At 61.2% G+C, this 23460-nt stretch carries 20 protein-coding genes; 4 read left to right on the top strand and 16 right to left on the bottom strand.

What is annotated here, in order from left to right; all coding sequences use genetic code 11:
- Positions 1-19: 19 nt before the first annotated feature.
- The 10 genes from QP752_RS05680 to QP752_RS05635 form a co-directional block, all read right to left on the bottom strand.
- Positions 20-562, bottom strand: coding sequence for a winged helix-turn-helix domain-containing protein (locus QP752_RS05680; protein ID WP_070363354.1), 543 nt, complete (start codon positions 560-562; stop codon positions 20-22).
- A gap of 260 nt (positions 563-822) precedes the next feature.
- Positions 823-1065 carry a CopG family transcriptional regulator gene (locus QP752_RS05675; RefSeq protein WP_005292604.1) on the bottom strand — a complete coding sequence of 81 codons (243 nt, stop codon included), beginning with the start codon at positions 1063-1065 and terminating at the stop codon, positions 823-825.
- A gap of 88 nt (positions 1066-1153) precedes the next feature.
- Positions 1154-1516 (bottom strand): DoxX family protein, encoded by a 363-nt coding sequence (locus tag QP752_RS05670; RefSeq protein ID WP_005292602.1) that lies wholly within the window; start codon positions 1514-1516, stop codon positions 1154-1156.
- Positions 1513-2088 carry a TetR/AcrR family transcriptional regulator gene (locus QP752_RS05665; protein ID WP_005292598.1) on the bottom strand — a complete coding sequence of 192 codons (576 nt, stop codon included), beginning with the start codon at positions 2086-2088 and terminating at the stop codon, positions 1513-1515. The genes QP752_RS05670 and QP752_RS05665 overlap by 4 nt, the downstream gene beginning before the upstream one ends.
- 62 nt (positions 2089-2150) lie before the next feature.
- Positions 2151-2540, bottom strand: a complete 390-nt coding sequence (locus tag QP752_RS05660) for an NUDIX domain-containing protein (RefSeq protein ID WP_005292595.1) — start codon at positions 2538-2540, stop codon at positions 2151-2153.
- Between the two features lie 20 nt (positions 2541-2560).
- Complete coding sequence (locus QP752_RS05655) at positions 2561-3745, bottom strand: Nramp family divalent metal transporter (RefSeq protein ID WP_070363637.1); 1185 nt, start codon at positions 3743-3745, stop codon at positions 2561-2563.
- 178 nt (positions 3746-3923) lie between these two features.
- Complete coding sequence (locus tag QP752_RS05650) at positions 3924-4877, bottom strand: nucleotidyl transferase AbiEii/AbiGii toxin family protein (RefSeq protein WP_284804807.1); 954 nt, start codon at positions 4875-4877, stop codon at positions 3924-3926.
- Positions 4777-5832: a type IV toxin-antitoxin system AbiEi family antitoxin domain-containing protein gene (locus QP752_RS05645; RefSeq protein WP_070479067.1), complete on the bottom strand. Its 1056-nt coding sequence runs from the start codon at positions 5830-5832 to the stop codon at positions 4777-4779. Before QP752_RS05645 ends, QP752_RS05650 begins: the two co-directional genes overlap by 101 nt.
- Before the next feature lie 1490 nt (positions 5833-7322).
- On the bottom strand, positions 7323-8456 hold the full coding sequence (locus QP752_RS05640; RefSeq protein WP_070363352.1) for a restriction endonuclease subunit S: 1134 nt from the start codon (positions 8454-8456) through the stop codon (positions 7323-7325).
- Positions 8457-9971 carry a class I SAM-dependent DNA methyltransferase gene (locus QP752_RS05635; protein WP_284804803.1) on the bottom strand — a complete coding sequence of 505 codons (1515 nt, stop codon included), beginning with the start codon at positions 9969-9971 and terminating at the stop codon, positions 8457-8459.
- Between the two features lie 250 nt (positions 9972-10221).
- Between QP752_RS05635 and QP752_RS05630 the strand changes: the two genes are divergently transcribed.
- From QP752_RS05630 to QP752_RS05620, 3 genes are all read left to right on the top strand, one after another.
- The gene (locus tag QP752_RS05630; RefSeq protein ID WP_070363350.1) at positions 10222-11454 is read left to right on the top strand and encodes an MFS transporter; all 1233 of its coding nucleotides are present in this window, start codon (positions 10222-10224) and stop codon (positions 11452-11454) included.
- 503 nt (positions 11455-11957) lie between these two features.
- Positions 11958-13124: an ATP-binding protein gene (locus QP752_RS05625; protein WP_070479061.1), complete on the top strand. Its 1167-nt coding sequence runs from the start codon at positions 11958-11960 to the stop codon at positions 13122-13124.
- A gap of 98 nt (positions 13125-13222) precedes the next feature.
- Entirely contained in the window at positions 13223-13879 is a 657-nt protein-coding gene (locus tag QP752_RS05620) for a rhomboid family intramembrane serine protease (protein WP_284804800.1), read from the top strand.
- Between the two features lie 288 nt (positions 13880-14167).
- Here the strand turns inward: QP752_RS05620 and QP752_RS05615 are convergent, their stop codons facing one another.
- The gene (locus QP752_RS05615) at positions 14168-15571 is read right to left on the bottom strand and encodes a hypothetical protein (RefSeq protein ID WP_284804798.1); all 1404 of its coding nucleotides are present in this window, start codon (positions 15569-15571) and stop codon (positions 14168-14170) included.
- A 171-nt stretch (positions 15572-15742) separates the two neighbouring features.
- Here QP752_RS05615 and QP752_RS05610 point away from each other — a divergent pair, with 171 nt between their 5' ends.
- Positions 15743-16630, top strand: a complete 888-nt coding sequence (locus QP752_RS05610) for an endonuclease domain-containing protein (RefSeq protein ID WP_284804796.1) — start codon at positions 15743-15745, stop codon at positions 16628-16630.
- A gap of 124 nt (positions 16631-16754) precedes the next feature.
- On the opposite strand, the gene crgA is transcribed toward QP752_RS05610, so the two are convergent.
- The 5 genes from crgA to QP752_RS05585 are packed head-to-tail and all read right to left on the bottom strand — an operon-like array spanning position 16755 to position 23458.
- A complete protein-coding gene (crgA, locus tag QP752_RS05605) occupies positions 16755-17024 on the bottom strand; it encodes a cell division protein CrgA (protein WP_070363346.1) in 270 nt (89 codons plus the stop codon).
- 52 nt (positions 17025-17076) lie between these two features.
- Entirely contained in the window at positions 17077-19131 is a 2055-nt protein-coding gene (gene pknB / locus QP752_RS05600) for a Stk1 family PASTA domain-containing Ser/Thr kinase (protein WP_284804794.1), read from the bottom strand.
- Positions 19132-20655, bottom strand: coding sequence for a serine/threonine-protein kinase (locus QP752_RS05595; RefSeq protein WP_284804793.1), 1524 nt, complete (start codon positions 20653-20655; stop codon positions 19132-19134).
- Positions 20652-22109 (bottom strand): penicillin-binding transpeptidase domain-containing protein, encoded by a 1458-nt coding sequence (locus QP752_RS05590; RefSeq protein ID WP_256008380.1) that lies wholly within the window; start codon positions 22107-22109, stop codon positions 20652-20654. The genes QP752_RS05595 and QP752_RS05590 overlap by 4 nt, the downstream gene beginning before the upstream one ends.
- Entirely contained in the window at positions 22106-23458 is a 1353-nt protein-coding gene (locus QP752_RS05585) for an FtsW/RodA/SpoVE family cell cycle protein (RefSeq protein ID WP_070975486.1), read from the bottom strand. Before QP752_RS05585 ends, QP752_RS05590 begins: the two co-directional genes overlap by 4 nt.
- Positions 23459-23460 lie beyond the last annotated feature (2 nt).

The raw sequence follows: 23460 nt of genomic DNA, 5'->3' as shown, positions 1-23460 counted from the left end.
AGAAAATGATGCGGTTTTACTAACTCACCGATTGCACAATCCTGTACACCGTTGCTCGGTCGCCTTGGCCACCTTCCATGGTGACGATGCCCTCGCGAAGCAGTGGCGCGAGTCCGTAGCGCACTTGGCCTGTGGAAAGTCCGGTATTGGCTGCCAGTACGTTCACGGTGATACCGCTACCTGTCGCGGAGAGTGCCTGGTAGATCCGGGGTACGTTCTTGCCCAAGGCTTGGAGGTTGACCAGTAGGTCTTCCTCGGTCGGGGAGAGTCGGGTATTGGAGCCTATGTCTTCCAGCCGGGCATCGTGTTCTGCGCTGGAGCGGGAGCCTCGTGGGAACAGTACGGTGAATTGGACGCTGGTGTTGATGAAGCGGGGCGTCGCTACGCGTGATTCGCGGCAGGAGGTGATCGCTTCGCGGGTGCCGCCGCCTTCGTCAGCGTGGTTGTCCGCGCGGCGGAACCCCGCGACAGCTTGTGCGCCCCGCGGACAGTTCGACCTGTAGGCAGAGGCCGCCCGGGGTGTCCGCCCCGCCGTCCGCGGAACTTTGTGACAACCCGACACTCCGTTTCATGTGAAACATAACTGGTCTGGGAGCAAGCAACAGTTTTACACTTTAACAGTATGGTTTTTGAAGTTTCACACTTTGATGACCTGCATGTTTAGCAGTTTGAATAGTGGGAAGCCCTCCTCAGTGCAAGCCCGTTGCCACAACATCCAGGAGTCCAATTGTTTCATGCCGATTTAGAGCACTACTTAGCCATTGTTGAGCGGGTTTATGTTGCGGTGCAGCGGAGTGGAAGGCATAAACGAGAATGTTGACATCAGGAATGATCATCGAGTACCGCCCACACAGCTTCTTTGTTGCTGAGATCAACTAGAGCCGGTCCGCCGCAATCGAAGGAGGGCAGGTTAACGGGGGTGTCTTCGGTACTGATGCGGGCTTCCTTCTTGAGGGCAGCGCGGACCGCCTCTTCGACGTATGAGCTCAAAGTGACATTGTTGGCTTTGGCTTGGACCTTCGTTTCTTCAAGGAGTTTCGGCGGGAGGTTTATCGTCGTGCGCATACCTTTAGGGTAGAAAGCATCAAGTCATCATTCAAGAGGTGCAATGATGTATCTGCCTTCAGGAAGCCGTGAAAGGTTGACTGGTGTCTTAATTCAGTGCGAGCGTCAGGATCAGTACTCCGATGGAGAATGCGAGCATGCCTAAGCAGTTGATCCAGAATGCGCTACCGAGGAAGTGGGCGCGGACATGGGCTGCTGCGGCCGCGCAGAAATAGGCGATGACTCCAATCATGGCTGTGATTCCTACGCCGGGGAACCAGAGGCCGGCAATGAGTCCTACGGCGGCGAGGCACTTGATGACAATGAGCGCCCACCACCAGTCCTTGGGGAGTTTGACGCCGCTGAGGCAGGCTTCGATGAAGGGGACTGGTTTGAGGGAGAGGGCGGCGTCGCCAAGCAGAATGGCTGCTAGTAGAAGGGAGGGCCAGGCTGGGGAAGATTCTAGGATCATTGGGTTACTCCGAATGCGGTGTTGAGGCGTTCGATCGATGAGGCGGCTTGGGATGTGAGGTGCTCGGTGTCGTAGATTCCGGCGGCCCAGCCGATGAGTAAGCCGAGGTAGACGTTGTACAGCAGGTCGGCGTACTCGGCCGCATCGGCGCTGCTGAGCCTGGTGCCGAGTCGCAGGGTGATTTCATCGGTCAGGAGCGTTTTGAGTGCGGTGAGCGCTTCGCCTTGATTGCCTTGTTGGATGAGTGCTGCGCCAAAGGCGCGGGAGAGCTCTTCGTGGCCGGTAAACATCTGGAGGAAAGGTCTCAGGACATCGAGAAGGCTATCGGATTGTCCCCGGATGTCATCGTGGAGTTCTGAAATGTGTTGGCCAATGGTGCGGATGAGCAGCGTTTGTTTGTCGCCGACTCCCATGACGGTTCCCACGCTAACGCCAGCTTCGGATGCGATAGTCCGGATGCTGGTGGTGGCGTAGCCCTGAGTGAGGAAGAGTTCGTAGGCGGTGGCTAGGACCTTGCTGACGGTGCCAGCTTTGGCGGCCGAGCGCGATGAGTGAACGTGTTCAGTGAACATGTTCAAAAGGGTAGCTCTTGATGGTTTCGAGGTCAATGACGCCGAAGTGTTGACAGTTGGCGCTAGGCCAGCGTGGGGAAGACGCGGTCGCGCAGCAGGTGTGCAAGCTCGCGGTCGGGGGCTGCTGGGTTGACCCAGGCGGTGTCGCCGATTTCGGCGGCGGCATGGGGTTCGTCGGCGGTGACGGTGCGGGTGTAGGTGAAGATGGTGCCGACGACGACCTCGCCCGGTTCGTTGGCGGCGGGAGCGTCGAAGGTGCCGAGTTTGTTGAGGCTCTCGGCGTCGAGGGTGAGGCCTACTTCTTCGGCAACTTCGCGCAGGGCGGCGTCGACAAGCGCCTCGCCCGCCTCGGGCTTGCCGCCGGGCAGTTGGTACTTGGTGGAGGACTTCTTGCGCACGGTAAGCACGTGGCCTTGTGGGTTGCGGATGACGACGGCTGCTACTTCAATCATGGCTGCTGATTGTAGGCGGCCTAGAGCAGCGGCAGGAGCACGAGGGCGAGATTGAGTGCGATGACCAGCGCGGCAAGCGTCCAGCCCACGGCCATAGACCAGGGTTTCGCGGCGAACTCACCCATGACGTCCCGGGAGCCGGCATAGCGGAAAAGCGGGATGATGGCGAAGGGGATGCCCAGGGAAAGAAGTGCCTGGCTGACCACCAGTGCCATAGTGGGGTCGACCCCGCAGCCGATGATGACCAGCGCCGGGATGAGCGTGACCAGGCGGCGGACTAGTAGGGGGACCTTGATGTGAAGCAGGCCGTCCATGATTTCGGAGCCGGCGTAGGCGCCCACTGACGTCGAGGCGAGGCCGCTGGCCAGCAGGCCGATGGCGAAGAGAACGCCGGCCAGCGGGCCGAGGTGGCTGGCAATCGCCGTGTGGGCCCCGGAGATGGTCTCTGTGCCGTCCACGCCGTAGAGGGCCGAGCCCGCCAGGACCAGCAGGCCCACGTTGACGAGCCCGGCGATGGACAGCGCCACGGCGATGTCCGCGCGGGTGCCGGCCAGCACGTGGGGGATTTCCAGGTCGGGGTAGCGCTGCTTGGTCAGGGAGGAGTGTAGGTAAATGGCGTGCGGCATGACGGTGGCGCCCAACATGGAGGCGGCCAGCAGGATGCTGTCCTTGCCCTCTAGGCGGGGGATGAGGCCGCCGGCCACGTCGGCGGGGTCGGGCGGGGCGATGGCGAGGCCGGCAAGGAAGCCGATGCAGATGACCAGGAGCAGGCCGATGACAAGCCCCTCGAACCACTGGTTCTTCTTCTGGAAGATGAGGAGAATGATGGAGACCGTGCCGATGATGAGCGCGCCCGCGAACAGGGGGAGGTTGAAGAGGAGTTGCAGGGCAATGGCGCCGCCGATGACTTCGGCGAGGTCGGTGGCCGCGGCGATGAGCTCGGCCTGGGCCCACATGCCTAGGCGCGCGCGGCGGGAGAGACGCTCGCCCATGATTTCCGGCAGGGAGCGGTGGGTGACTAGGCCCAGTTTGGCGGAGTGGTACTGGATGAACATGGCCATGAGGTTGGCCACGACGAGTACCCACACCAGGAGGTAGCCGTAGTGGGAGCCGGCGCTGATGTTGGCGGCTACGTTGCCGGGGTCGACGTAAGCCACTGCAGCAACGAAGGCGGGGCCGGTGAGGCTGATTAAGGTCTTACGCATAGGCATCTCCATACCAAAAGTTCAACTACTTGAAGTCTAGTTTTCATCGCCATATGTTCAAGCCAGGGGGGCCAAAAAGTTTTGCACTTTCACACTTTGGTTTTGCACTTTGGCAATGTGCGTTTGGTGCAGTTGGTTGAGGAAGAGTGAACACCCTCAAGCGGATATCCGGCGCTGGCTATTGTGTCCAGGAAAGTGTTGCGCTGTTCCAGGTTGTGGTCAACGTATGGAGTTCATTGTTCAGAATGGGGTCAATGAGGAGTGCAGCAACCCGTAGGGCTTCATCTAGAATCAAGAATTCTTTTCGTATTTCGTTGCCAAATTTCTTTGCGGCTTTCGGGTACCGATCTGCCCACGTTGCATCAGGGATAATGAGATTTGTTGGGAGAGTAACGCCTCGGATTTGTTGCTGTGAGTTGAGAGCGTCGCGGAGTTCAGCAGCATTGAGCTGTGTTGTTGGCGGAAGCTCTGAAGCTAATAGCGCAATGTCGTAGAGATCGTGATAGCGTGTCGACGCTTTGCCCGGAGGTGTGTCGCCGTGTATCTCATACATTGCGCAGACTTTATCTGCGATCTGGTTTGCGATGGGGTACGACGTGACTTGGAAATGTTCTGGAAGATAAGGTGTCTGGACGTCGTAACTTGAAGCTACGGTGACTGATTCCACTTCACTAGTGACCTCAAGGTCACCACTGACGTCGATGGAAAACTCAATGAAGCGGTTGCTGCTACCTAAGCCGTAAGTGACTGTAACTTTGAGGCGTTTGCTGTCTATCGTGCCGATTCGTTCCGCCTTGCCATTGCTCTTTTCCACTTGAAATGTATAAGGGCCTACTCGGTGCTTGTTCATTGTCGCGATGAGGCTGTCAGCGGCTTTTAAGGCTGAGGTAGGGGCATATTGCCGAAATAGGTCGAGGTCTTTTGTCTGCCGGGCGCCTGGTATTCGGCAGTAAGTGTTGGTGCCCCCTTTGAGCACCCAACCGTCGTTTAGGCGCATGAGTTCATGAAGGAACACCTCACGGAAAAACTGGTTATATACGTCGTTTGGCTTCTTTCCGGCGTGGCTTGCTTCCTTCTTCAGTGCTGAAACGATCTGACCGTGGCGCTCCCTTTGTTTTTGAGGTTGTGGCACAGGATTCTCCTTGAGGTTTTGCTGTGTGGGATGGGGGAAGAGGGGTGGACAGCCAGAGGGTCTTCAAACCTTCACTGTGCACGATCGTTTCGGCTAATTGTTTATGTGTTGCTTCGAGCGCATGGGCAGTAGCTGCTCTGCCAGCGAGCATGTTCTGGAGTGCCTCTTCTACATTGCTGCTGTGAAAGTCGGTTTGAAGTGGCATCTTTGCGACGAGCGCCTTTAACTCTTCAGCAAATGGCTCGAGCGCCTTGGCGACAGCTCTTTGGATTTGCTCTTCCATGATTGCCGCGGGAACAGGTGGAAAGCATTCTTTCCAAAGCATACGTAGCCCCTCCTGATCACCTTTTGGCAGGCCGAAAGCTGTTTCGTTTCCAGCAAAAGCGCTGAGTAGCTCAGGTTCTTGCAGTAATTGCTTTTCGCTCGCATCTGCGATGAGATCAAGGAGATGTTGGGGTTCATGTCCGTCTAGTGCGAGGTCCACGATGGTGCGAGCTGCAGTTGTGATGGGGAGGTTGTGTTCGGGGTGCAGGGTCCATTCGTGGTCGTCGAGTTTGTTTCGATGAAACTGGACTTCTGGTTGCCTACTTTGGCGTCGACGGTTGACGGTGAAGTGGATTCCATCGGGCCAGAGGTCACCGATGCCCCAGAGTTCAGCTGCGGTGGTGTGGGAGATGACGGATTCGGACGCCAATGTAGGGTCGTGGACCCGGTCAGCGGCCATCATCTCGGGTCGGAGTGCAAGCCATTGTGCTTTGACGTCTAACGCTGGACTCATCATGGTGCCGACGGTCGCATAAACCCCATGTCGAACTCGGATGAGTCCACCCCTTGTCTCTAGTCGGGAGAGAGTCAAGGGCGTTACTCCTTCTGCGCGTGCTTGTTTTGCCGTGCACAGTCCCCACTGTTGGGAAGCGATCTCCCCGATGATCTCCAACGATTCGGCGGCATCCATACTTCAAAAATTACCATATAGGATAGTTTTGCAGCACGGAGATTTCATAACTCCTGCGAAACTATCAGTCGGGTTGCCGCCTCCTCATCCCATGAGCTGCAGGATGTTCGCGGCTATTTCGTCCGCGCGGCGGACACCTTGATAAGTTCACCGCCGAGAAAGTTGCTGGCAGTGGCAGTGCCGCGGACAGTGGAAGCACGAGGGCTCTTATCGATGCCCCTTCGACCAACCACGCTTACCTTTAACACTCATGATCCAGTTTCCAGGTGAACTGTGATTATTTGTCCGCGCCGCGGAATCCAGCGACTACCTGTCCGCCCCGCGGACACCTGAATACCGACTCCATTGTCCGCGCGGCGGAATCTGCTGCAGCTTTCTTATCGACGCCCCTTCCACCGCGGATACCTTTCCGTCATCCACATCGTGTTCACTGCTGCCAACTGTCCGCCCCGCGGACACCCGAATACGATCCCACTGTCCGCCCCGCGGACAGTTCGACTTGGAAGCCGAGGTTTTGCAGAGTGTCCGCGGCGCGGAACTCTGCCGTAACCCCGAAGCCACATTCACCGGTGGCAACCTGTCCGCCCCGCGGAAAGTCGGTGTGGTTGCCTGTCCGCGCGGCGGACACCTTGACGGCTTCACGCCGGGAAAGTTGCTGGTAGATGGCGTGCCGCGGACAATGGAAGCAGCGGCGGGTTTTCTAATCAACGCCGGCTCCGTCCCATCACGTTTACCTTTCACAACGCGCCTCGGTTTCCGGGTGAGTGGTGGATGTCAGTCCGCCCCGCGGAATCTGTCGCAGCTTTTTATAGGTGGCCCTCCCACCACGGATACCTTCATCCGTCATCCACATCATGTTCACTGCTGCCGACTGTCCGCGCGGCGGACACCTCAACTGGTTGCCGTCAAGAAGCTCGCTGGTCACGATGGTGCCGCGGACAGTGGAAGCAGCGAATACTTTCTTATTGACGCCCTCTCCGTCCCACCACGCTAACCACCAACAACATGACCCGGCTTCCGGGTGAGCGATGAAGATCTGTCCGCGCGGCGGAATCCAGTGACAACTTGTCCGCCCCGCGGACATTCGAAACGAGTGAACTGTCCGCCCCGCGGACCTTTGCGACACCCGAAGTTGCGTACACCGTTAGCAATTGCTGTCCGCCCCGCGGAAAGCCGGTGTGGTTGCCTGTCCGCGCGGCGGACACCTCGACGGGTTTACGCCAGGAAAGTCGCAGGTAGTGGCTGTGCCGCGGACAGTGGAACCTTGAGGATTGTCCGCCCGCGGAATAGACCCGAGGCGTTTGTAAAAGAGACCTACAACATTGTCCGAGATGCGACCGGGTGGAAGATAGTCCAAATGTAATTCTGCGTATGGCTCGAAACGTACTCGAAACGAACTTTCAAGTCGTGAAAAGCGCAAAACAATCTACTCGAAACCGTTTCGAGTAGATTGCCAAGTGGTCTTTAACGAGTCCTTTTATCTGTCAGCTCTAAAGCTCTCTCGAGAAAGCCCGAGAGGAAAGGGAGGTGTAGAGCTCTCGGAGCAGTGTCAATTTACTGCTGCGAAGTGCTCGCTGGTGAAAAGCCGTCCGGACTTGATTTCCAACTGTTGTTTGCAGAGCTGCGTCGACATCTGGAATTTCAACGGACAAAAAATTAGTTTGCGAAATGTTCTTCATGCTTCCGCCGCTACCGGAAGATGCCTTACTAATCGCATTCCGTGTAAGTGGGTGCTGCAGACATGCCCATAGGAAGAAAGGGTCGACCGAGTCCTTCGTGACCAAACGCCACAACTTATCCGGCAACAGCAAATTCTCATAGGGTTGATCCACGATTGCAGACGCCCCCACCAGTTCGGTGGTGTTGGCTCGAGAAACGAGTAGGTCCCCTTCTTGTACTCGGTGATGCTCAGGGGGTTCGTAGCTCGGGTCCAAGGGTTTCGACTCTTCTGGTTTGAAGTACCCGCTAGTGGTCGAGCTAATTTTGAGGACACGTGGCCCTCCAGGCGTTGAATGCTCTTTGAGGCTTTTCCCGGAGACAATTCTCTCTACGTATTCTCCAATCGGGACAGTTCGGTTCGTTTCTGGTGCCAGATTTTTGATCAGTGTTTCTAGCTTTGAAATGGACTGCTCTTCAGCGCGGATCGCCTCCTCTACCGTTTCCAGAATTGTCGCGATGCGCTGCTGCTCCTCCAGAGGAGGCAGAGGGACCTTGATCTCCAAGAGGTCGCGGTTGTTGATCCTGGGAAGGTTGATCCCGTTAAGATGCCTTTTGATTTGAGCAAATGCGAAACCGCTAAGTAAGAAATGCAACAGGTAGTGGGTATCGTCGCCGTTAATCATGCGGAGGATAGTGATGTCACCTGAGCACGTGCCCGGCGCAGATGCAATAGCAGCTTTGCGGAGATTGGGCCGGAGACGTCCAAACAGAATGTCACCGGACTCGAATACGGGCTTTCCGCCTTTAAGCGAAAACGCATCGGCACGACTGTTTCCTAGAATTCCGCCACCGGTTTTGAGGTGTTCCAATCCAAAGTATGGTGTCGCAGGGTCGAGGTTTTCTCCCGGCACTTTCTTGGTAACAACCTCGGCAACATCCCCCAGCTTCACCATCTCCCACCCCATCTAGATCAGCCCCTTGAGCGTGCTCATGGCGTCGGCGATTTCGGCGTCGAGGGCGTCGATGTCGGCAAGAATATCCTGCGGGTCGCGGGTTTCTTCGGTTTCGAAGACGATTTCTTTGTACCGGTTCATCGACAAGTCGTAGTCCGCCTCGCGGATCTCGTCGACGGGGACGGTGAAGGATGCTTCGGTGCGGGCGCGGTCGCGTTCGGCGGTCTGGTTGTGGAAGCGGGCCACAACGTCGGGCAGGTTGTTGAGGCGCAGCTGGGCGTCGTCAAGTGGAGTAGCGGGCCAGGGGCCGAGTAGTTCCTCGGCGAGCAGTGGGCTGCGCTTGTCGTCGAGGGAGCGGCCGTCGGCGGTGATGTCGTAGAACCAGATGTGCTCATTTTGGCCCGGTGAGTCGGTGCGGGTAAAACACACGATGGCGGTGGACACGCCGGTGTACGGCTTAAACGCGCCGGACGGCAGTTTGATGATGCCGTCGATTTTCTGGTTGTCCACAAGCTCTTTGCGCAGGGTTTTGTGCGCGCGCGTCGAGCCGAACAGCACACCCTCCGGCACAACGACAGCCGCCCTGCCGCCCAGCTTCAGCAAGGTCAAAAACCTCGCGATGAACAGCAGCTCGGTCTTCTTCGTCTTTATCGACGCCAACTCCGGATCCAAAATGTCCTGGTTAATCGAGCCCGCAAACGGCGGGTTCGCCAGCAACACATCGAATGCTTCAAGCCGCTCTGGCGCCAGCTCCTGCAGGGAGTCAAGGTAGGAGATGTTCGGGTCGCTAAAGCCGTGCATGACCATGTTCATCGCGGCGATGCGCACCATGGTGGAGTCGAAGTCGAACCCGGTCAGGCCGCAGGCGAGGTAGTGTTCGCGCTGTTGTTTGGTGGCGTTTTTGAAGTCGTCGCGTAGGTATTCGCTGGTGGCGGCGAGGAAGCCTGCGGTGCCGCAGGCCGGGTCGATAAGCCGGTCGGTGACCTTCGGCTCAGTCAGCGCCACGATGAGTTCGATGATGTGGCTTGGTGTTCTGAACTGTCCGTTCGTGCCGGCGGTGGCCAGTTTGGACAGCATGTATTCGTACAAGTCGCCGGTCATGTCCTTATTGGAGAACTCCAGCTTCGCGATCATCGTCGCGACCGTCGTCAGTGTTGCCGGGTTCGGGATCAGGAACGCTGCGTCTTTCATATGGGTGACAAACCCGCTGTCACGTGCGGCGCCGAGTTGTTTGATGTAGTCGAACCCTTCGCGGAACGCGGCGAAGCGTGCTTCCGGCGAATCGACGGCCAACAACTTGGAAAAGCGCAGGTGGTCGTGGGTGGCGTCGTAAAATATTTGGGTGTCATCCGGCTGCGCACCCAGTGTGTTGGCGAGGAACTCGGCTTGTGCTTGGCGCTCGTCGAGCTGGCGCATGAACAGCAGGTAGGTGAATTGTTCGATCACGGTGATTGGGTTTGAGATGCCGCCGGACCAGAAAGCGTCCCAAATGCGGTCTACCTGGGACTTTAGTGCGCCTGTAATCATGGCGTCATTCTAACAACCGTGCGGGACAGAAGATAGAACGGCTCGTGCACGGAGCTATCTTTTAAAAACCGCGATTTCTATAAGATAGGTGCGTATCGAGCAGCGCCTAAGTTCTGCTTTTCCAGATTTTCAGAAGATAGGGCAGAGCCGTCGTCGAAAAGTTGGACCCCTAGCGGGGCGCGATTTGGTCATACCTCATCCGAGGAGCAATATATTCGTGCTACCAATCGGACAACGTGAAGAACTGATTATGACTCAACAATTTCATCCGCGCGCATGGTTCCCCGTCGCAGGCAGCATGGTTGCTGTCGCGTGGGGCGGCAACGAGTTCACCCCGCTGCTCGTGATGTACCGCGAAACCTCGCACTTTTCGCAGGTCACCGTCAATGGGCTGCTCGCCGCTTACGTCCTGGGCATCATCCCGGCGCTGCTGATCAGCGGTCCGCTGTCCGACCACATTGGACGACGCCCCACCATGCTCCCAGCCGCACCACTTTCGCTCGTGGGGTCCTTCCTGCTGTCCATCGCCCCGAACGAGCCACTGGTGATCGCGACGGGCCGCATCCTGTGCGGGCTCGCCCTGGGCATCGTGATGGCGGTGGGGTCCACGTGGGTCTCGGAGCTGATTATTAAAGCGGGCGGGGACCCGGCGTCGGGGCCGCGCAAGGCGTCGATGTGCCTGACCGTCGGCTTCCTGATCGGCGCTGCGCTCGCCTCCGTGCTGGCGCAGTGGGGCCCGTGGCCCACGCACACCGCGTACGTGCTGCACATCCTGCTTACCCTCGGCACCGCCTACTGGCTCCTGGATACCCCTGAAACCCGCCCGCCGCGCCGAGGCACCGTGAAGGAAACCTTCCTTGAGCTGCGCGTTCGCGACATGCTCGAGATGCTGCACATCCCATCCGCCGCGCACCGCCGCTTCGTGCGCATCGTCGTGCCGGTCGCGCCGTGGGTGTTCGGCTGCGCCGGCGCCGCGTACGCCCTGCTGCCGCAGCTGCTGTCCAGCTCAGCGCACGATATGCCCATCGCGTTCTCCGGCTTCATGACGGTCGTGACCCTCGGCTGCGGCGTCGGCGTCCAGATGCTCGGCCGTGTCATCGATACGAGTAGGTCCGCCCGCGCGTCCGCCGTCGCGATGGCCGTGATCACCGTCGGCTGCATCCTTGCCGCCGAGGCGTCCCGGTCGCTGTCGCTGCCAATCGGCGTTGCGGCTGCCGCCATCATGGGCGCCGGCTACGGCCTGGCCCTGGTCGCCGGACTTTCCGAGGTCCAACGCATCGCCAACGCCGACGAACTCGCCGGCCTGACCGCCGTCTACTACTCGGTGTCCTACACCGGCTTCTTCATCCCGATGGTCTTCAGTGCCGCCGCGCCCGTCGTCGGCTTCACCACCCTGTTCGTCATCGGCACCATCCTCGCCCTGTGCTGCCTGATCAACGTGGTCCTGGGCTGGCGCGCCCACCTGCCCGGCCCGACCTGGTAGGCGGCTGCCCCGGCTCTCTGCCGCCTCCGGCCCTCAAATCTGCTCGTAGCGTGCGCTTCAAAGCGTGCGATGCTGGTCGCACATTTCCACCCACCCCGGCCGATTTTCAGCGACCAGCGTCGCACTCCTTGAACACCTCGACCGGAACGGATTACAGCAAGCAGCGCGCTATCTCCACAGCGCCATTCATGATCAACCAGGCTTGTAATCAGCCTCGGCGCACCTCACACCTGCTCGTAGCGCGCGCTTCAAAGCGTGCGATGCTGGTCGCACATTTCCACCCACCCCGGCCGATTTCCGGCGACCAGCGTCGCACTCCTTGAACACCTCGACCGGAACGAATTTCAGCAAGCAGCACGGCCCCAGCCCCCAACCCCCAGCCCCAGCACACCCGTCTATCCTGAAATATCCATAAAGATGTGCCCAGATGCGAAAAATCAGATACGGGGACATCTGGGCACATCTAGCCGGATATTTCACACATTTTCGATTATTGTGAACCCATGGACCAAACACTGAACCCGTATTCGCCAGGTGCCGGCTTGCGCCCACCTGCACTAACAGGGCGCGAAGCGGAGCTCGAGCTTGTCGAGGCGATCATCACAAGGACCCGCAGCGGATTGCACAATCGCGGCGTCATCCTGAGTGGCTTGCGTGGAGTGGGAAAGACGGTGCTGCTGAATGAGATCGCATCGCGAGCAGAAAATGCGGATTGGCTGACGGTGCAGCTTGAAGCAAGCGCTGACCGGTCAGGGGCGCTGCGGGTTCGGAAGCGTTTGGCCCGTGAACTGGCGTTGAGTGCTCGGAAGGTGTCGTTGCGTAAGCGGTGGAAGCACTTCAAGGATGCACTGCCCGCGATTGCTTCGTTTGCATGGCATGTCGGCGGTATTGACGTCGCACTGGAAGTACCTGCTCAGGCGGGCATTTCTGATTCGGGGGATATCGGGATGGATCTCGAGGAACTTGTGCTGAGTGTCGCAGAGTCCGCGCAGAAGGACGGGAAGGCGATTGCGTTTTTTATTGACGAGATGCAGGACCTTGATGCGGAATTGATGTCGGCGGTGATTACCGCGCAGCACCAGGCGGGCCAGCGTGGTTTGCCGTTTTATGTGTTCGGGGCGGGCCTACCTACGTTGCCTCAGAAGCTGGCGGAATCTCAGTCGTACGCGGAGCGTCTGTTCGAGTACCGCAAGATTGGTCCATTGTCAGATAGCGCGGCGGCGGCCGCACTTGAGGATCCGGCTACCAGGCAAGGGGTGCTGTTTACAACAGCAGCGTTGCGGAATCTTGTGGACGCCGCTCTGAATTACCCCTATTTCCTTCAGGAGTACGGGAAGGCGATCTGGAACGTTGCTCCTGCTTCGCCGTTTACCGAAAGTGATGCGCAGCTTGCGGTGGCGGAAGGCAATGCGGCCCTTGACGCCGGGTTCTTCCCGAGCCGTTGGGAGCGTGCGACGCCTGGTGAGAAGCGCTATTTGCAGGCGATGGCTGCGCATTCTGCGAAGCAGGTTCCCACGAAGGACATCGCGGATTCGCTTGACGTTTCGGTGAATTCGTTGAGTAGTAACCGGAAGCACTTGATTGAGAAGGGTCTCATTTTTGCCCCTGACCACGGTGTTGTGCAGTTCACGGTCCCTGGAATGGCGGACTATATCAAGCGTCTCTCCTGAAATATCCACAAAGATGTGTCCAGATGCGAAAAATCAGATACGGGCACATCTCACCGGATATTTCGCAATAATTGCAGGCCGCCCCGTACCGTAGCCGTATGCAATTCGTTCGCTCACTCTTCCGCGGCGCGCCCGCAACCGCGCTGATCACCGTCGTCTGCCTGGGCGTTTTCGTGATTACGGCGCTCCAGTCGCACTCGATTAGCAACGTGGTGTGGGGCTCCAGCCTCGCTGAGAACATGGTGCTCTTTGGCCCATTTATCGACGCCCCCTCCGCCACCCTCCGCACCCTCCTGGCCGGCTTTCTGCATGTGGATATCTCCCACGTAGCCGTGAACATGATCACGTTGGCGTTGTTGGGCCCGCAGCTGGAGCGTCGCCTGGGGACTGGGCCGTATTCGCTGCTGTACGTGGCGGGCGTGTTGGGGTCGTCGGCATCCGTGTTGGAGTGGAACTACGACGTGCCCACGGCCGGCGCGTCCGGCGCCCTCTACATGCTGATGGGCGTGCTGCTCGCCCTGTCGATGCGCCAGAAGGTCAACGTCCGGGCGCCGTTGGCCCTGGTCGGCGCGAATCTTGCTTACTCGGTGCTGTCCCCGGGTATCAGTCTGTGGGGGCACCTTGGCGGTTTGGTGGTGGGCTTGTTGGCGGGCTGGCCTGTGACGTCGGTGAAGAAGCGCGTCAGGTGGCTCGCGTCCGTTCTGGCGGTGGTGGCCGCTGTGGCTGCTGTGGCGTTTGTGATTGGTGTTGCCTAGTTTTTCACACGTTATCCCCAAGTTTGTACACCGGTGGAGAACTCCACAGACTTGTCCACATTGTGGATAAACACAACCGTGTAATTTCTAGAACACCGCTAGAACATGTCAGCGATTCACAACAAAAAACGCCTGGCGAATGGGCATCATTGCAGCTCATTACGCCAGGCGCTCGATGTGCGAATAGGTTGTGCACAGAGTTATCCACAGGTGTGGATAACGGTCCTCTCCACAGAACCACCCACAACCTGTGGATAACTTGGCACTACGAATTACACACAATGCTCCCTAGAAGGTGCCCTTCAGCCAGCGGCCGAAGTCGGACACGGTCACGTCGCGGGAGTCGACGTTCTGGTCGTTCCACTGGGAGACGTCGCCGGCCAGGCGGCTGGTCTGGGTGACTGTCATGTAGTTGTGCAGGCGGCCTTCCTTGGTCTTGCCGTCGCCGAAGCTGAACGCGCCGAGCAGCATGTCGTCACCGGCATTGACCGGGTTGGACAGCGTCACCTCGAAGATGCGCGCGCCCTTCTTGGCGTTGTAGCCGAGGTCACGGATGTGCGAGCCGTTCGCGCCAGTCGTGGTGATCAGGCGGTCCACACCCTTCGGGCCGGACTCGGTACGCACCTCAACGCGGAACGTCAGCGCCGGGAACTCCGCCCAGTAGCGCTCGGTGCCCACGTTCTTCACGCGCAGCGCCACGGACCCAGCAAAGCCGGAAGCTTTCCAGGAGCTCGTCGTGAAGTATGGCACCAGGTCGAGCGCAGGTGCCTCCGCATTATCGACGACCTCTTCGATCTCAGTGTTCTCCTCCGACGTCGCCTCATCCGACTCCTCATCCGTGATCACCGCGGCGGTCTCGCCGTCGATTTCCACGTTGGTCACATTGGCTTCATCGTTGTCGTCGATGGTGGTGACGTCGTCAAGATTCTCACCCTCGGTGATTTTCTGCACGTCCTCGTTGTACGCCGGGTTCGGGTTCTCTACCGTGTCAGTGACCTGCGCGCCGCGGTTCGGTGCCCACGAACCTGCAGGTGTGGAGTAGTTCTTCACGCGAACCTCGTTCTTGATCGGCATGTTTGCGACCCACGCTGTCGGCGTCGCCCACGTGCCGTTCGGGCGGCAGCGCTGCTGCGTGCCCGTCATGGTGACGGTGCGGAAGCCGTACGTCGCTTCGCCCGTGTTGCCCGCCGGAACCTCGTACGGCCCGATCTTCTGGCCGACGTTCCAGCTCAAGCTTCCCGACACCGACCAGCCCAGCATCTTCGCCAGCGAGTAGCCGATGTTGCCCTGCAGCCCATCCTTCGAGCCCGACCCACCAATGTTGATCGTCTCAGTCTTCGACCCGTTGACCGACGCCGAAATCGTCTGCGTCCGCGCCAGGTCCTGCGTCAGCGGGATGGTGTTCTTGGTCAGGTTGGTCGTCGAAATCGTGCCGACCGGCAAGAAGTTGTCCTTCACCTTGTACACGATGGTGCGGTAGTCCTCAGTGGAGTTGCACACTGGGCGCGGGTTGAGCACGTTCGCCTTCAAGTGGTCCGATCCCCTGTAGGTGTGGATGATCGGCAGCGCATCATTGGTCGCTGGGGTTTCGGGGTACGACTCCTCAAGCGTCTGAGCCGTGGCTGGGGTCAGCGTACCGGCAGCTAATGCCAAGGCCGCTACAACGCCCGTCATGGAACGAATAAACCGCATGACTATACCTTTCATAAGGTGACAATAGTAAAATAGCAGGTCAGGGCCTTTCTGGCCCTGTTTCTATGTGTACACCTTCTGTGCGCGGATTGTTCAACAATCCACCCCCGTGCCACCCCGCTACCGAACACCTGTGGGGAACCTGGCGGCTTTCCTGTGCGTCTAAACCTCATGTTGGAAAACACTGAACTTTTCGCATCCATCGTGGACACGCGCACGCTCCGTCACCGTCTGCACAGCCCCGAGTACCGACGCCTCAACCGGACGCAATGCATCCCGTCGCGCACCTGGGGGCAACTCAATGCCTGGCAGCGGCACCTCGTCCGCGCTTATGCCACCGCCCGCGCCATGACCAAAGGCTGCCTCGTAGGCAGGACCGCTGCCCGCATCCACGGCATGTGGGTCATCAGCCTCACCGAAGAGATCCAAGAAGTAACGACGCCCAGCCGCCGCGGCCCCGCGAAACACCTCGTGGAGCCCGATGTCCGCTACCGCACCTCCGCTCTCACCGCCGCCGAGGTCACTACCGCGTACGGCATCCGCCTTTCCACACCTATCCGTACCGCAATCGATATCGCCCGCTACCACGGGTTTCAGGAAGGCCTCATCGCTATGGACTGGCTGCTCTCCATCGCGCACGTGGAGCGCAGCGACATCCTGCTGCACATCGAGCGCATGGGCCGCGTCCGCAACTGCGGCGTGGCGCGCGACGCCGCCCGCGCCGCGGTCTACAACGCCGATTCCCCCATGGAGTCCCTCGCCCGCGCCGAGTTCCTCCTCCGCGGCGTCACCGGCTGGAAGTTCCAGGCGCCGGTGCAGCGCTACCGCGTCGACTTCCTTTTCGACGACTCCGTCATCCTCGAACTCGACGGCGACACCAAACACGCCTCCGACCCCCGCCGCAGCCTCCTGCAGGAGCGCAAACGCGAACGCGAGCTAACCAACCAGGGATACACCGTCCTACGGTACGACTTCACGGACGTGCTCCACCGCATGGACGAGATCCTCGCCCGAATCGAGCTGGAACGGGCCCGCGCAAAGGGCCGCGCGGCCCGCTAAAACGCACGTCAAAACGCAAATGGTAGTAACAGGATGGTAGTAATCCCCGAAATCGGGCCCAAAATCGGGATTACTACAATCCTGTTACTACCATCTACGAAAAATCCCGGAAAAACGCCAGAGGCTAGCGCCACCCCATGGTCATGAGCAGGCCGAGGATCATGCCTGCGAAGCCGATGCCGTAGTTCCACGGGCCGAGCTCGGCGAGGAATGTCAGCTGGTCGCCGGCGATGTAGTAGAAGATAATCCAGCCGAGGCCGAGCAGCATCAGGCCAAACATGATGGTCTTGTACCAGATCGGGGTGCCGCCGGTGTTGATCTTGACCGGGGTGCGGGACACGCCAGTTGGGGTTGATACGGGGCGGTGGTCCTTGGTGATTTTTGCCTTTGGCATTATGTCAGTCCTTTACAAGCAAGTGCGGTGGCTTTTCCAGCTATCAGGGTTTTTACCTTATCAGGCGTTCGGCGGTGAACTGCCAGAGGTTGTAGCCGATGGCGGCGTCGCGTCGGACGGTGTCGCCCGCGTTGACTTCTTGGTGTCCGATGAGGCCGTTGTCGACGAGGGCGCCGGTCGGGACGGTTGGACCTTCGACGAGGCGTCCGCTCCAGCCGGCGTCGCGTAGCGCTTTGTCGGCGTCGGCAGGTTTCATGCGGGTGATGTTCGGCATGACCATGAGCATGCCGTTGGAGACGCGCACTTCGACGGTGGTGCCCTTGGCTACCTCGGTGTTTTCGCCGGCGACTGCGATGACTTCGCCGTCTGGGCGTTCGGAGTCGACCTTGTTCACGGTGACTTGGAGCCCCATGGAGCCGAGGGTGGCGGACGCTTGGTTGACGTTGACGCCGGACAGCGACGGTACCTGGGCCATTTCGGGGCCGTCGGACACCGTGACGGTCACCTTGGATCCCTTGGAGATCTGGGTGCCGGCTGCGGGGTGCTGGCTGATGATCTCGCCCTTCGGCACGTCTTCGCTGGCTTCTCGACGCAGCTCCGCATTCAGTTCCAGGTCGGCATCTTCGAGGACCTTTGCGGCTTCTTGGGCGTCCATGTTGGTGACGTCGGGGACGTCGGTAAGCTCGCGCCCCGAGGAGACGTTGACGGTGACGAGTGTGCCGCGCTGGAGTTCGGACCCGGCGATCGGGTTGGTGTCGATGACGTTGCCGCGCTTGATGTCGGGGCTGGGCTCGTCGGAGACGGCGACCTGGAAGCCGAGGTTTTCGAGTTCGGCGACGGCTTCCGCGCGCGGTTTGTCGGCGAGGTCCGGGATGATCACCATCTGGGAGGTCTTGTTGGTTTCTTCGTTGTTGGGGGAGAAGTAGGAGTAGGCGAGCCAGCCGGAGGCGCCGATGATGGCGGCGCCGAGCCCGATGGCGAGCCATTTCATCCAGGTTGGGGTGGTGGTTTCGTGTTCGCGGCGGTGTGCTGCGTAGCGCCCGGCCGCCCCGGCACCAGCGCCAGCACCGACCGCACCGGCGGCTGCCTTCTCCGGCAGTTGCCCGACGGGCCGCTCGGGGCGTGGCGCGCGGCGTGGCGCATTGCCCTGGACGGTCTCGGAGACCATGGTCTCGGAGACCATGGTGGCATCATCCGTAGGGTCGGCGTGGTCGCCGCCGGGGGAGGCGAGGTGGCTGCGGGCGGCGTTGGTCACTGCGCCGCGCTTGAGGAGCGCCAGGTCTTCGCCCATTTCGGTGGCGGTTTGGTAGCGGTCCGCCGGGTGTTTCGCCATGGCGGTGAGGATGACGCTGTCCAGGTTGACGGCCTCGTTGGGGGTCAGTTCGCGGTCAGCGGGGACGCGTTCGCTCGGCGGGATGGGGTCTTCTTGGACGTGCTGGTAGGCCACGGCGAAGGGCGATTCGCCTTCGAATGGCGGCTTGCCGGTGATGGCTTCGTACATGACGCAGCCGAGGGCATAGATGTCGGAGCGGGCGTCGGCAGCTTTGCCGCGGGCCTGCTCGGGGGAGAGGTATTGCGCGGTGCCGATGACGGCGGAGGTTTGCGTCATGGCCGAGGTGGAGTCATCCAGCGCGCGGGCGATGCCGAAGTCCATCACTTTCACCTCGCCGGTGTTGGTGATCATGATGTTGGCTGGTTTGATGTCGCGGTGGATGATGCCGGCGTCGTGGCTGGCTTGGAGCGCGTGGGTGACGGGCAGCAGGAACGCGGCCGCTTTTTGGGGGCTTAAGGGCCCTTCGGCGCGTACGAGGTCCCGCAGGTTTTGCCCGGTGACGCGTTCCATGACGATGAAGGGGACGTCGACACCTGAGACTTCTTCGGTGCCGGTGTCGTAGACGGCGACGATATTGGTGTGGTTGAGCCGCGCCGAGTTTTGGGCTTCTTTGCGGAAGCGTTCGCGGAAATTTTCGTCGCGCGCCATGTCGATTTTGAGCATTTTGACGGCGACGTCGCGGCCAAGCACGGTGTCGGTGGCTGCGTAGACGTCGCTCATGCCCCCGGTGCCGATGACGGCGCCGAGTTCGTATCGGTTAGCGATCGTTGTCATTTACGCATTTCCTCCGAGGATGTTTGGCAGATTGTGCAAGTCTAGTTCACCATTGCCGATTTCCCCACCAACCGGGCTTTCGCTGGGTACCTGCGTCGTGGGCGCCTCATTATTTATCGACGTCCCCTCCGTCGGCCGCTGCTCCGGCACCGAAGAGCGGGTGTGGGTTGGCTGCGTTGGCGTTTCGTCCTCGATGGTGAGCGTGGCCGGGGCGCTGCTGTGCCTACTGGGCTTGCTGTGTTCAGTGGGCGTGTCGGGGGCGTGCGTGGTCGGCTCCTCGACGGGTTCCTCGTAGGTCGGTTCGGTTTCCACGGTGGTGGTTTGGGTGACCACGCTTTGGCGCGGGGCGGTGCTGCTCGGGGTGCTGCCGCCGAGAGTGCCGTTGTTGAATGCCCAGGCCACGCCGCCGATGACGGCGAGGGTGATCACGCCGAGCGCGATGCCGACCCAGTAGCCGGCGGTGCTGCGCCGCTTCCCAGGAGCAGCAACGTCAGCGGGCGCCGGGCGCACAGGCATCGCTGCGCGCGCCGGGGCCTGCGGTGGCACGGACGGGCGGCGCCGCGGCGCGGCGGGCCGGGCCGTGGTCGGCCGGGACATGTCGGCGAGCATCTGGGTGGACGCGGTCGGGGAGGGCTCGATGGCGATGACGGCCGTGTCGCCGCCGGGCTGCGTCGGGCGCATCCCCTGGCGGACCTGTTCGACGGCCAGCTGCATCTCGTTGCCGTCCCGGAAGCGCTGGGTTGGCGTTTTGCGCAGGGCGATCTCGATGAGTTCGCGCGCCGGGGCGCTCACGCTAATCGGCAGCGCGGGTGGTTCGGCGGAGACGTGCGCCAGCGCCACGGAGACGGAGGAGTCCCCGGTGAACGGGCGTTTCCCGGCGAGCATCTCGTAGCCGACGACGCCGAGCGAGTAGACGTCGGACGCCGCCGTGACCTTCTTGCCTTGGGCCTGCTCGGGGGAGACGTACTGGGCGGTGCCCACGACCATCCCGGTGCGCGTCAGCGGCACGGCCGCCGCCGCCTTCGCGATGCCGAAGTCCGTGATCTTGATCTGCCCGTTCTGGGTGATCATGAGGTTGCCGGGCTTGATGTCGCGGTGCACCAGCCCCATGCGGTGGATCACGGCGAGGCCGTGCGCGGCCTGCTCCAGCACGTCAAGCGCCATGTCTTCTTTGAGCTGGCCTTCGCGCGCGATGAGGTCGGCGAGGGATTCGCCGCGGATGTATTCCATGGCGATGAAGCACATGGGGAACCCGCCGTCGGTCTTCACCTCGCGGTAGTCATACGTGGCGACCACGTTGGGGGAGTTGATCCCCTCCGCCGAGTTGGCCTCGTTGCGGAAGCGGGTGAGGAACTCCTGGTTCGCGGTGAACTCCGGCCGCAGTACTTTGAGGGCTACTTCGCGTTCGTGGCGGACGTCGTCGGCAAGCCAGACGGTGGACATGCCGCCGTGCCCGATGATCCATTGCAGCTGGTAGTCGGGCCCGATGAGCTTCTGGAGTTCGTCTTTGTTTTCGTAGTTCATCGCGCGTTGGTTCCTTCCTCATCAGCTGGCGCTGCGGGTGCCGCGTAGAGCACCGCGCGCCCGAGTGGTGCGGAGACTTGCCCGCCGGTCGCCCCGGTGCCCAGGCCGCCACCATTCTTGACGACGACCCCCACCGCCACATCCTTCACCGGGTCAAAGGCGACGTACCAGGTGTGCGGCGCTGCGCCTTCGGCGTGCTCGGCGGTGCCGGTCTTGGAGGCGAAGCCGTTGCCGTCGTAGCCCCAGGTGTCGCGTTCGGAGCCGAACATGAGGTCCTTGATGGTGTTTGCTTCCTCGGGTTTGATGGAGTCGGAAAGCATGCGGGGTTTGGTGGTTTCGATTTCGCGCAGGTCCGGGCTGAGTACGCGGTTGACCACGTACGGCGCCATGCGGCGGCCCTCGTTGGCGACGGTGCCCGCCATGACGGCGGCCTGCAGCGCGGTCATGGTGACGTCGCGCTGCCCGATCGCGGACTGGCCAAGTTCGGCGTCGCCGGGCAGGTCGCCGAGCGAGCCGGTGGCGTTGGGCATGCCGAGGTCGTACTGCTCGCCGATGCCGAATCCGTGGGCGGCCTCACGCAGCGCGTCAGCGCCGACGGCCATGCCCATCTGCACGAACGCCGTGTTGCAGGACAGTGCGAACGCGGTGCGCAGCGGCACCTGGCCGCCGCCGGCGCAGGCCTGGCCCGCGTAGTTGGTCAGGGGCACGGTCGTGCCCGGCAGGGTGATGGACGGCGCGCCCGTCAGCGGGGAATCCGGCGTGTAGCCGTTGCGCAGCCCGGCGACGGTGGTGACGATCTTGAAGATCGACCCCGGCGGCAGCTGGTCCTGCGTCGCGTGGTTGAGCAGCGGCTTGCCGGGGTTGTTGTTCACCTCGGCCCAGGCGCCCTCGGCGGTGTCAGGGTTGGAGATCGCGTTCGGGTCGTACGAGGGCGTCGACGCCATCGCCAGCACCTGGCCGGTCGACGGGCGTAGCGCCACGATCGCGCCCTCGTAGTTGCGGTTTGAAAGCTGCTCGTAGGCCAGGGCCTGCAGGTGCGGGTCGATGCTCAACTCAACCGAGTTGCCCACCACGTCCTGCTCCAGGCCGGTGCGCAGGAAGCGGGAGGACTTGCCGGAGCCCGCCCCGGTCAGTTGCCCGTTGTAGCCGGCCTCGATCTGGGAGGTGCCGTACTGGTCTGACACGTAGCCGAGCACCGGCGCAAAGGACCACGGCATGTTCGGGTACGTGCGCTGGTAGGAGCCGTCCTCGAGCGGGTGGGACTCCGCCAGCACCTGCCCGCCGGCGCTGATCTGGCCGCGGTTGATCTGGCGCAGCTCCACCACGGTGCGCGAGTTCAGTGGGCTCTGCGCGTACTTCTCCTCGCGGAAGCCCTGCACCACGGTGAAGTTCACCAGCAGCGCCACAATCAGCAGCAGGGCAATGCCCGCGCCTAAGCGAATAGACTTGTTCATCGTGCGCTCACCGCCTCCGGTGCCTGGGCACCCATCGCCGAAGCATCAAACTCCGCTGGCTTGTTCGCCGCGTTCGAGATCCGCAGCAGCAGCGCCAGCAGCACGTAGTTCGCCATGATCGACGAGCCACCAGCGGACATAAACGGCGTGGTCAGGCCCGTCATGGGCAGCATCGCGGAGATCCCTCCGGCGACCACGAAGATTTGGATAGCGATGGTCGTCGCTAAGCCTGCGGCCAACAACTTGCCGAACGTGTCACTGACCTGCAGCGCCGCCGAGTAGCCGCGGGTAATGAAGATGGCGAACAGGCACAGCACGCTGGCCACGCCCACGAGCCCGAGCTCCTCACCAATCGCCGCCAGGATGTAGTCCGAGTGCGCCACCGGCACCATCTCCGGGTGGCCGTAGCCCAACCCGGTGCCGGTCAGCCCACCCCAGGACAGGCCGAACAGCGCCTGCGACGGCTGGTAGCCCGTGGTGTCAAAGTTGGCCAGCGGGTCCATGAAGTTGGCGACGCGGTCCTGGATCTTCTCACTGACCTGGTACACCGTGTACCCGCCAACAGCCACCAGGCCTGCACCGATGACCAGCCATGACGTACGCCCCGTGGCGAAGTACACCATGCCCAGCACCGTGGCGAAGAGGAGGAGGGCCGGGCCGAAGTCGTTCGACACCGCCATGATCGCAATCGCGATCGCCCACACCGCCAAAATCGGCGCCAGGTCGCGCAGGCGCGGGAAGCTCATCCCCAGCAGCGTCTTGCCCGCCACCGTAAACAGGGCGCGCTTCTGTGCCAACAGCTGTGCGAAGAACACCAGCAGCAGGATCTTCGAGAACTCACCCGGCTGGATCGAGAACGGTCCCAGCCAGATCCAGATCCGCGCATCCGCGAACCCAGGCGGCTGCGGCCACACCAGCGGCAACGCCAATAGCACCAGGCCAAGCAGGCCCAGCAGGTAGGAGTAGCGGGCCAGCGCCTTATGGTCGCGCACAATCACAAGCGTGCACACCATCAGCACCACACCAGCCAGCGACCACATCACCTGCCGCTCCGCGAGCGGCGGGTAGCCAGCGCGTTCCGCCAGGTCCAGGCGGTAAATCACCACCAGGCCGATCGCGTTGAGCAGCGAGACCAGCGGCAGCAGCAACTGGTCCGCGTGCGGCGCCGCCAGCGAAATCGCCACGTGGGCAATCGCATAGACGCCCACGAACCCGCCGACCAGGTAGAACATCTCCGTCGACATCGTGCGGCCCTGGCTCAGCTCCAGGCCAAACAGCATCAGCAGCAGCAACCCCGCCGAGCACAGCAGCAGGAACAGCTCCTTCGCACGCCGAAACACACGAGACATCG

It is taken from the genome of Corynebacterium sp. UMB10321, assembly GCF_030228725.1.
Lineage (GTDB): Bacteria > Actinomycetota > Actinomycetes > Mycobacteriales > Mycobacteriaceae > Corynebacterium > Corynebacterium pseudogenitalium.
Note: the sequence above shows the minus strand (reverse complement) of the source record. Positions and strands in the feature narration are given on the sequence as shown.

Excerpts from the sequence above, each read along its gene's own strand:
- QP752_RS05675 (WP_005292604.1), bottom strand. The coding sequence starts at position 1,065 with ATGCGCACGACGATAAACCTCCCGCCGAAACTCCTTGAAGAAACGAAG.
- QP752_RS05670 (WP_005292602.1), bottom strand. The coding sequence starts at position 1,516 with ATGATCCTAGAATCTTCCCCAGCCTGGCCCTCCCTTCTACTAGCAGCC.
- QP752_RS05665 (WP_005292598.1), bottom strand. The coding sequence starts at position 2,088 with ATGTTCACTGAACACGTTCACTCATCGCGCTCGGCCGCCAAAGCTGGC.
- QP752_RS05660 (WP_005292595.1), bottom strand. The coding sequence starts at position 2,540 with ATGATTGAAGTAGCAGCCGTCGTCATCCGCAACCCACAAGGCCACGTG.
- QP752_RS05655 (WP_070363637.1), bottom strand. The coding sequence starts at position 3,745 with ATGCGTAAGACCTTAATCAGCCTCACCGGCCCCGCCTTCGTTGCTGCA.
- QP752_RS05645 (WP_070479067.1), bottom strand. The coding sequence starts at position 5,832 with ATGGATGCCGCCGAATCGTTGGAGATCATCGGGGAGATCGCTTCCCAA.
- QP752_RS05640 (WP_070363352.1), bottom strand. The coding sequence starts at position 8,456 with ATGGGGTGGGAGATGGTGAAGCTGGGGGATGTTGCCGAGGTTGTTACC.
- QP752_RS05635 (WP_284804803.1), bottom strand. The coding sequence starts at position 9,971 with ATGATTACAGGCGCACTAAAGTCCCAGGTAGACCGCATTTGGGACGCT.
- QP752_RS05630 (WP_070363350.1), top strand. The coding sequence starts at position 10,222 with ATGACTCAACAATTTCATCCGCGCGCATGGTTCCCCGTCGCAGGCAGC.
- QP752_RS05625 (WP_070479061.1), top strand. The coding sequence starts at position 11,958 with ATGGACCAAACACTGAACCCGTATTCGCCAGGTGCCGGCTTGCGCCCA.
- QP752_RS05620 (WP_284804800.1), top strand. The coding sequence starts at position 13,223 with ATGCAATTCGTTCGCTCACTCTTCCGCGGCGCGCCCGCAACCGCGCTG.
- QP752_RS05615 (WP_284804798.1), bottom strand. The coding sequence starts at position 15,571 with ATGCGGTTTATTCGTTCCATGACGGGCGTTGTAGCGGCCTTGGCATTA.
- QP752_RS05610 (WP_284804796.1), top strand. The coding sequence starts at position 15,743 with ATGTTGGAAAACACTGAACTTTTCGCATCCATCGTGGACACGCGCACG.
- crgA (WP_070363346.1), bottom strand. The coding sequence starts at position 17,024 with ATGCCAAAGGCAAAAATCACCAAGGACCACCGCCCCGTATCAACCCCA.
- pknB (WP_284804794.1), bottom strand. The coding sequence starts at position 19,131 with ATGACAACGATCGCTAACCGATACGAACTCGGCGCCGTCATCGGCACC.
- QP752_RS05595 (WP_284804793.1), bottom strand. The coding sequence starts at position 20,655 with ATGAACTACGAAAACAAAGACGAACTCCAGAAGCTCATCGGGCCCGAC.
- QP752_RS05590 (WP_256008380.1), bottom strand. The coding sequence starts at position 22,109 with ATGAACAAGTCTATTCGCTTAGGCGCGGGCATTGCCCTGCTGCTGATT.
- QP752_RS05585 (WP_070975486.1), bottom strand. The coding sequence starts at position 23,458 with ATGTCTCGTGTGTTTCGGCGTGCGAAGGAGCTGTTCCTGCTGCTGTGC.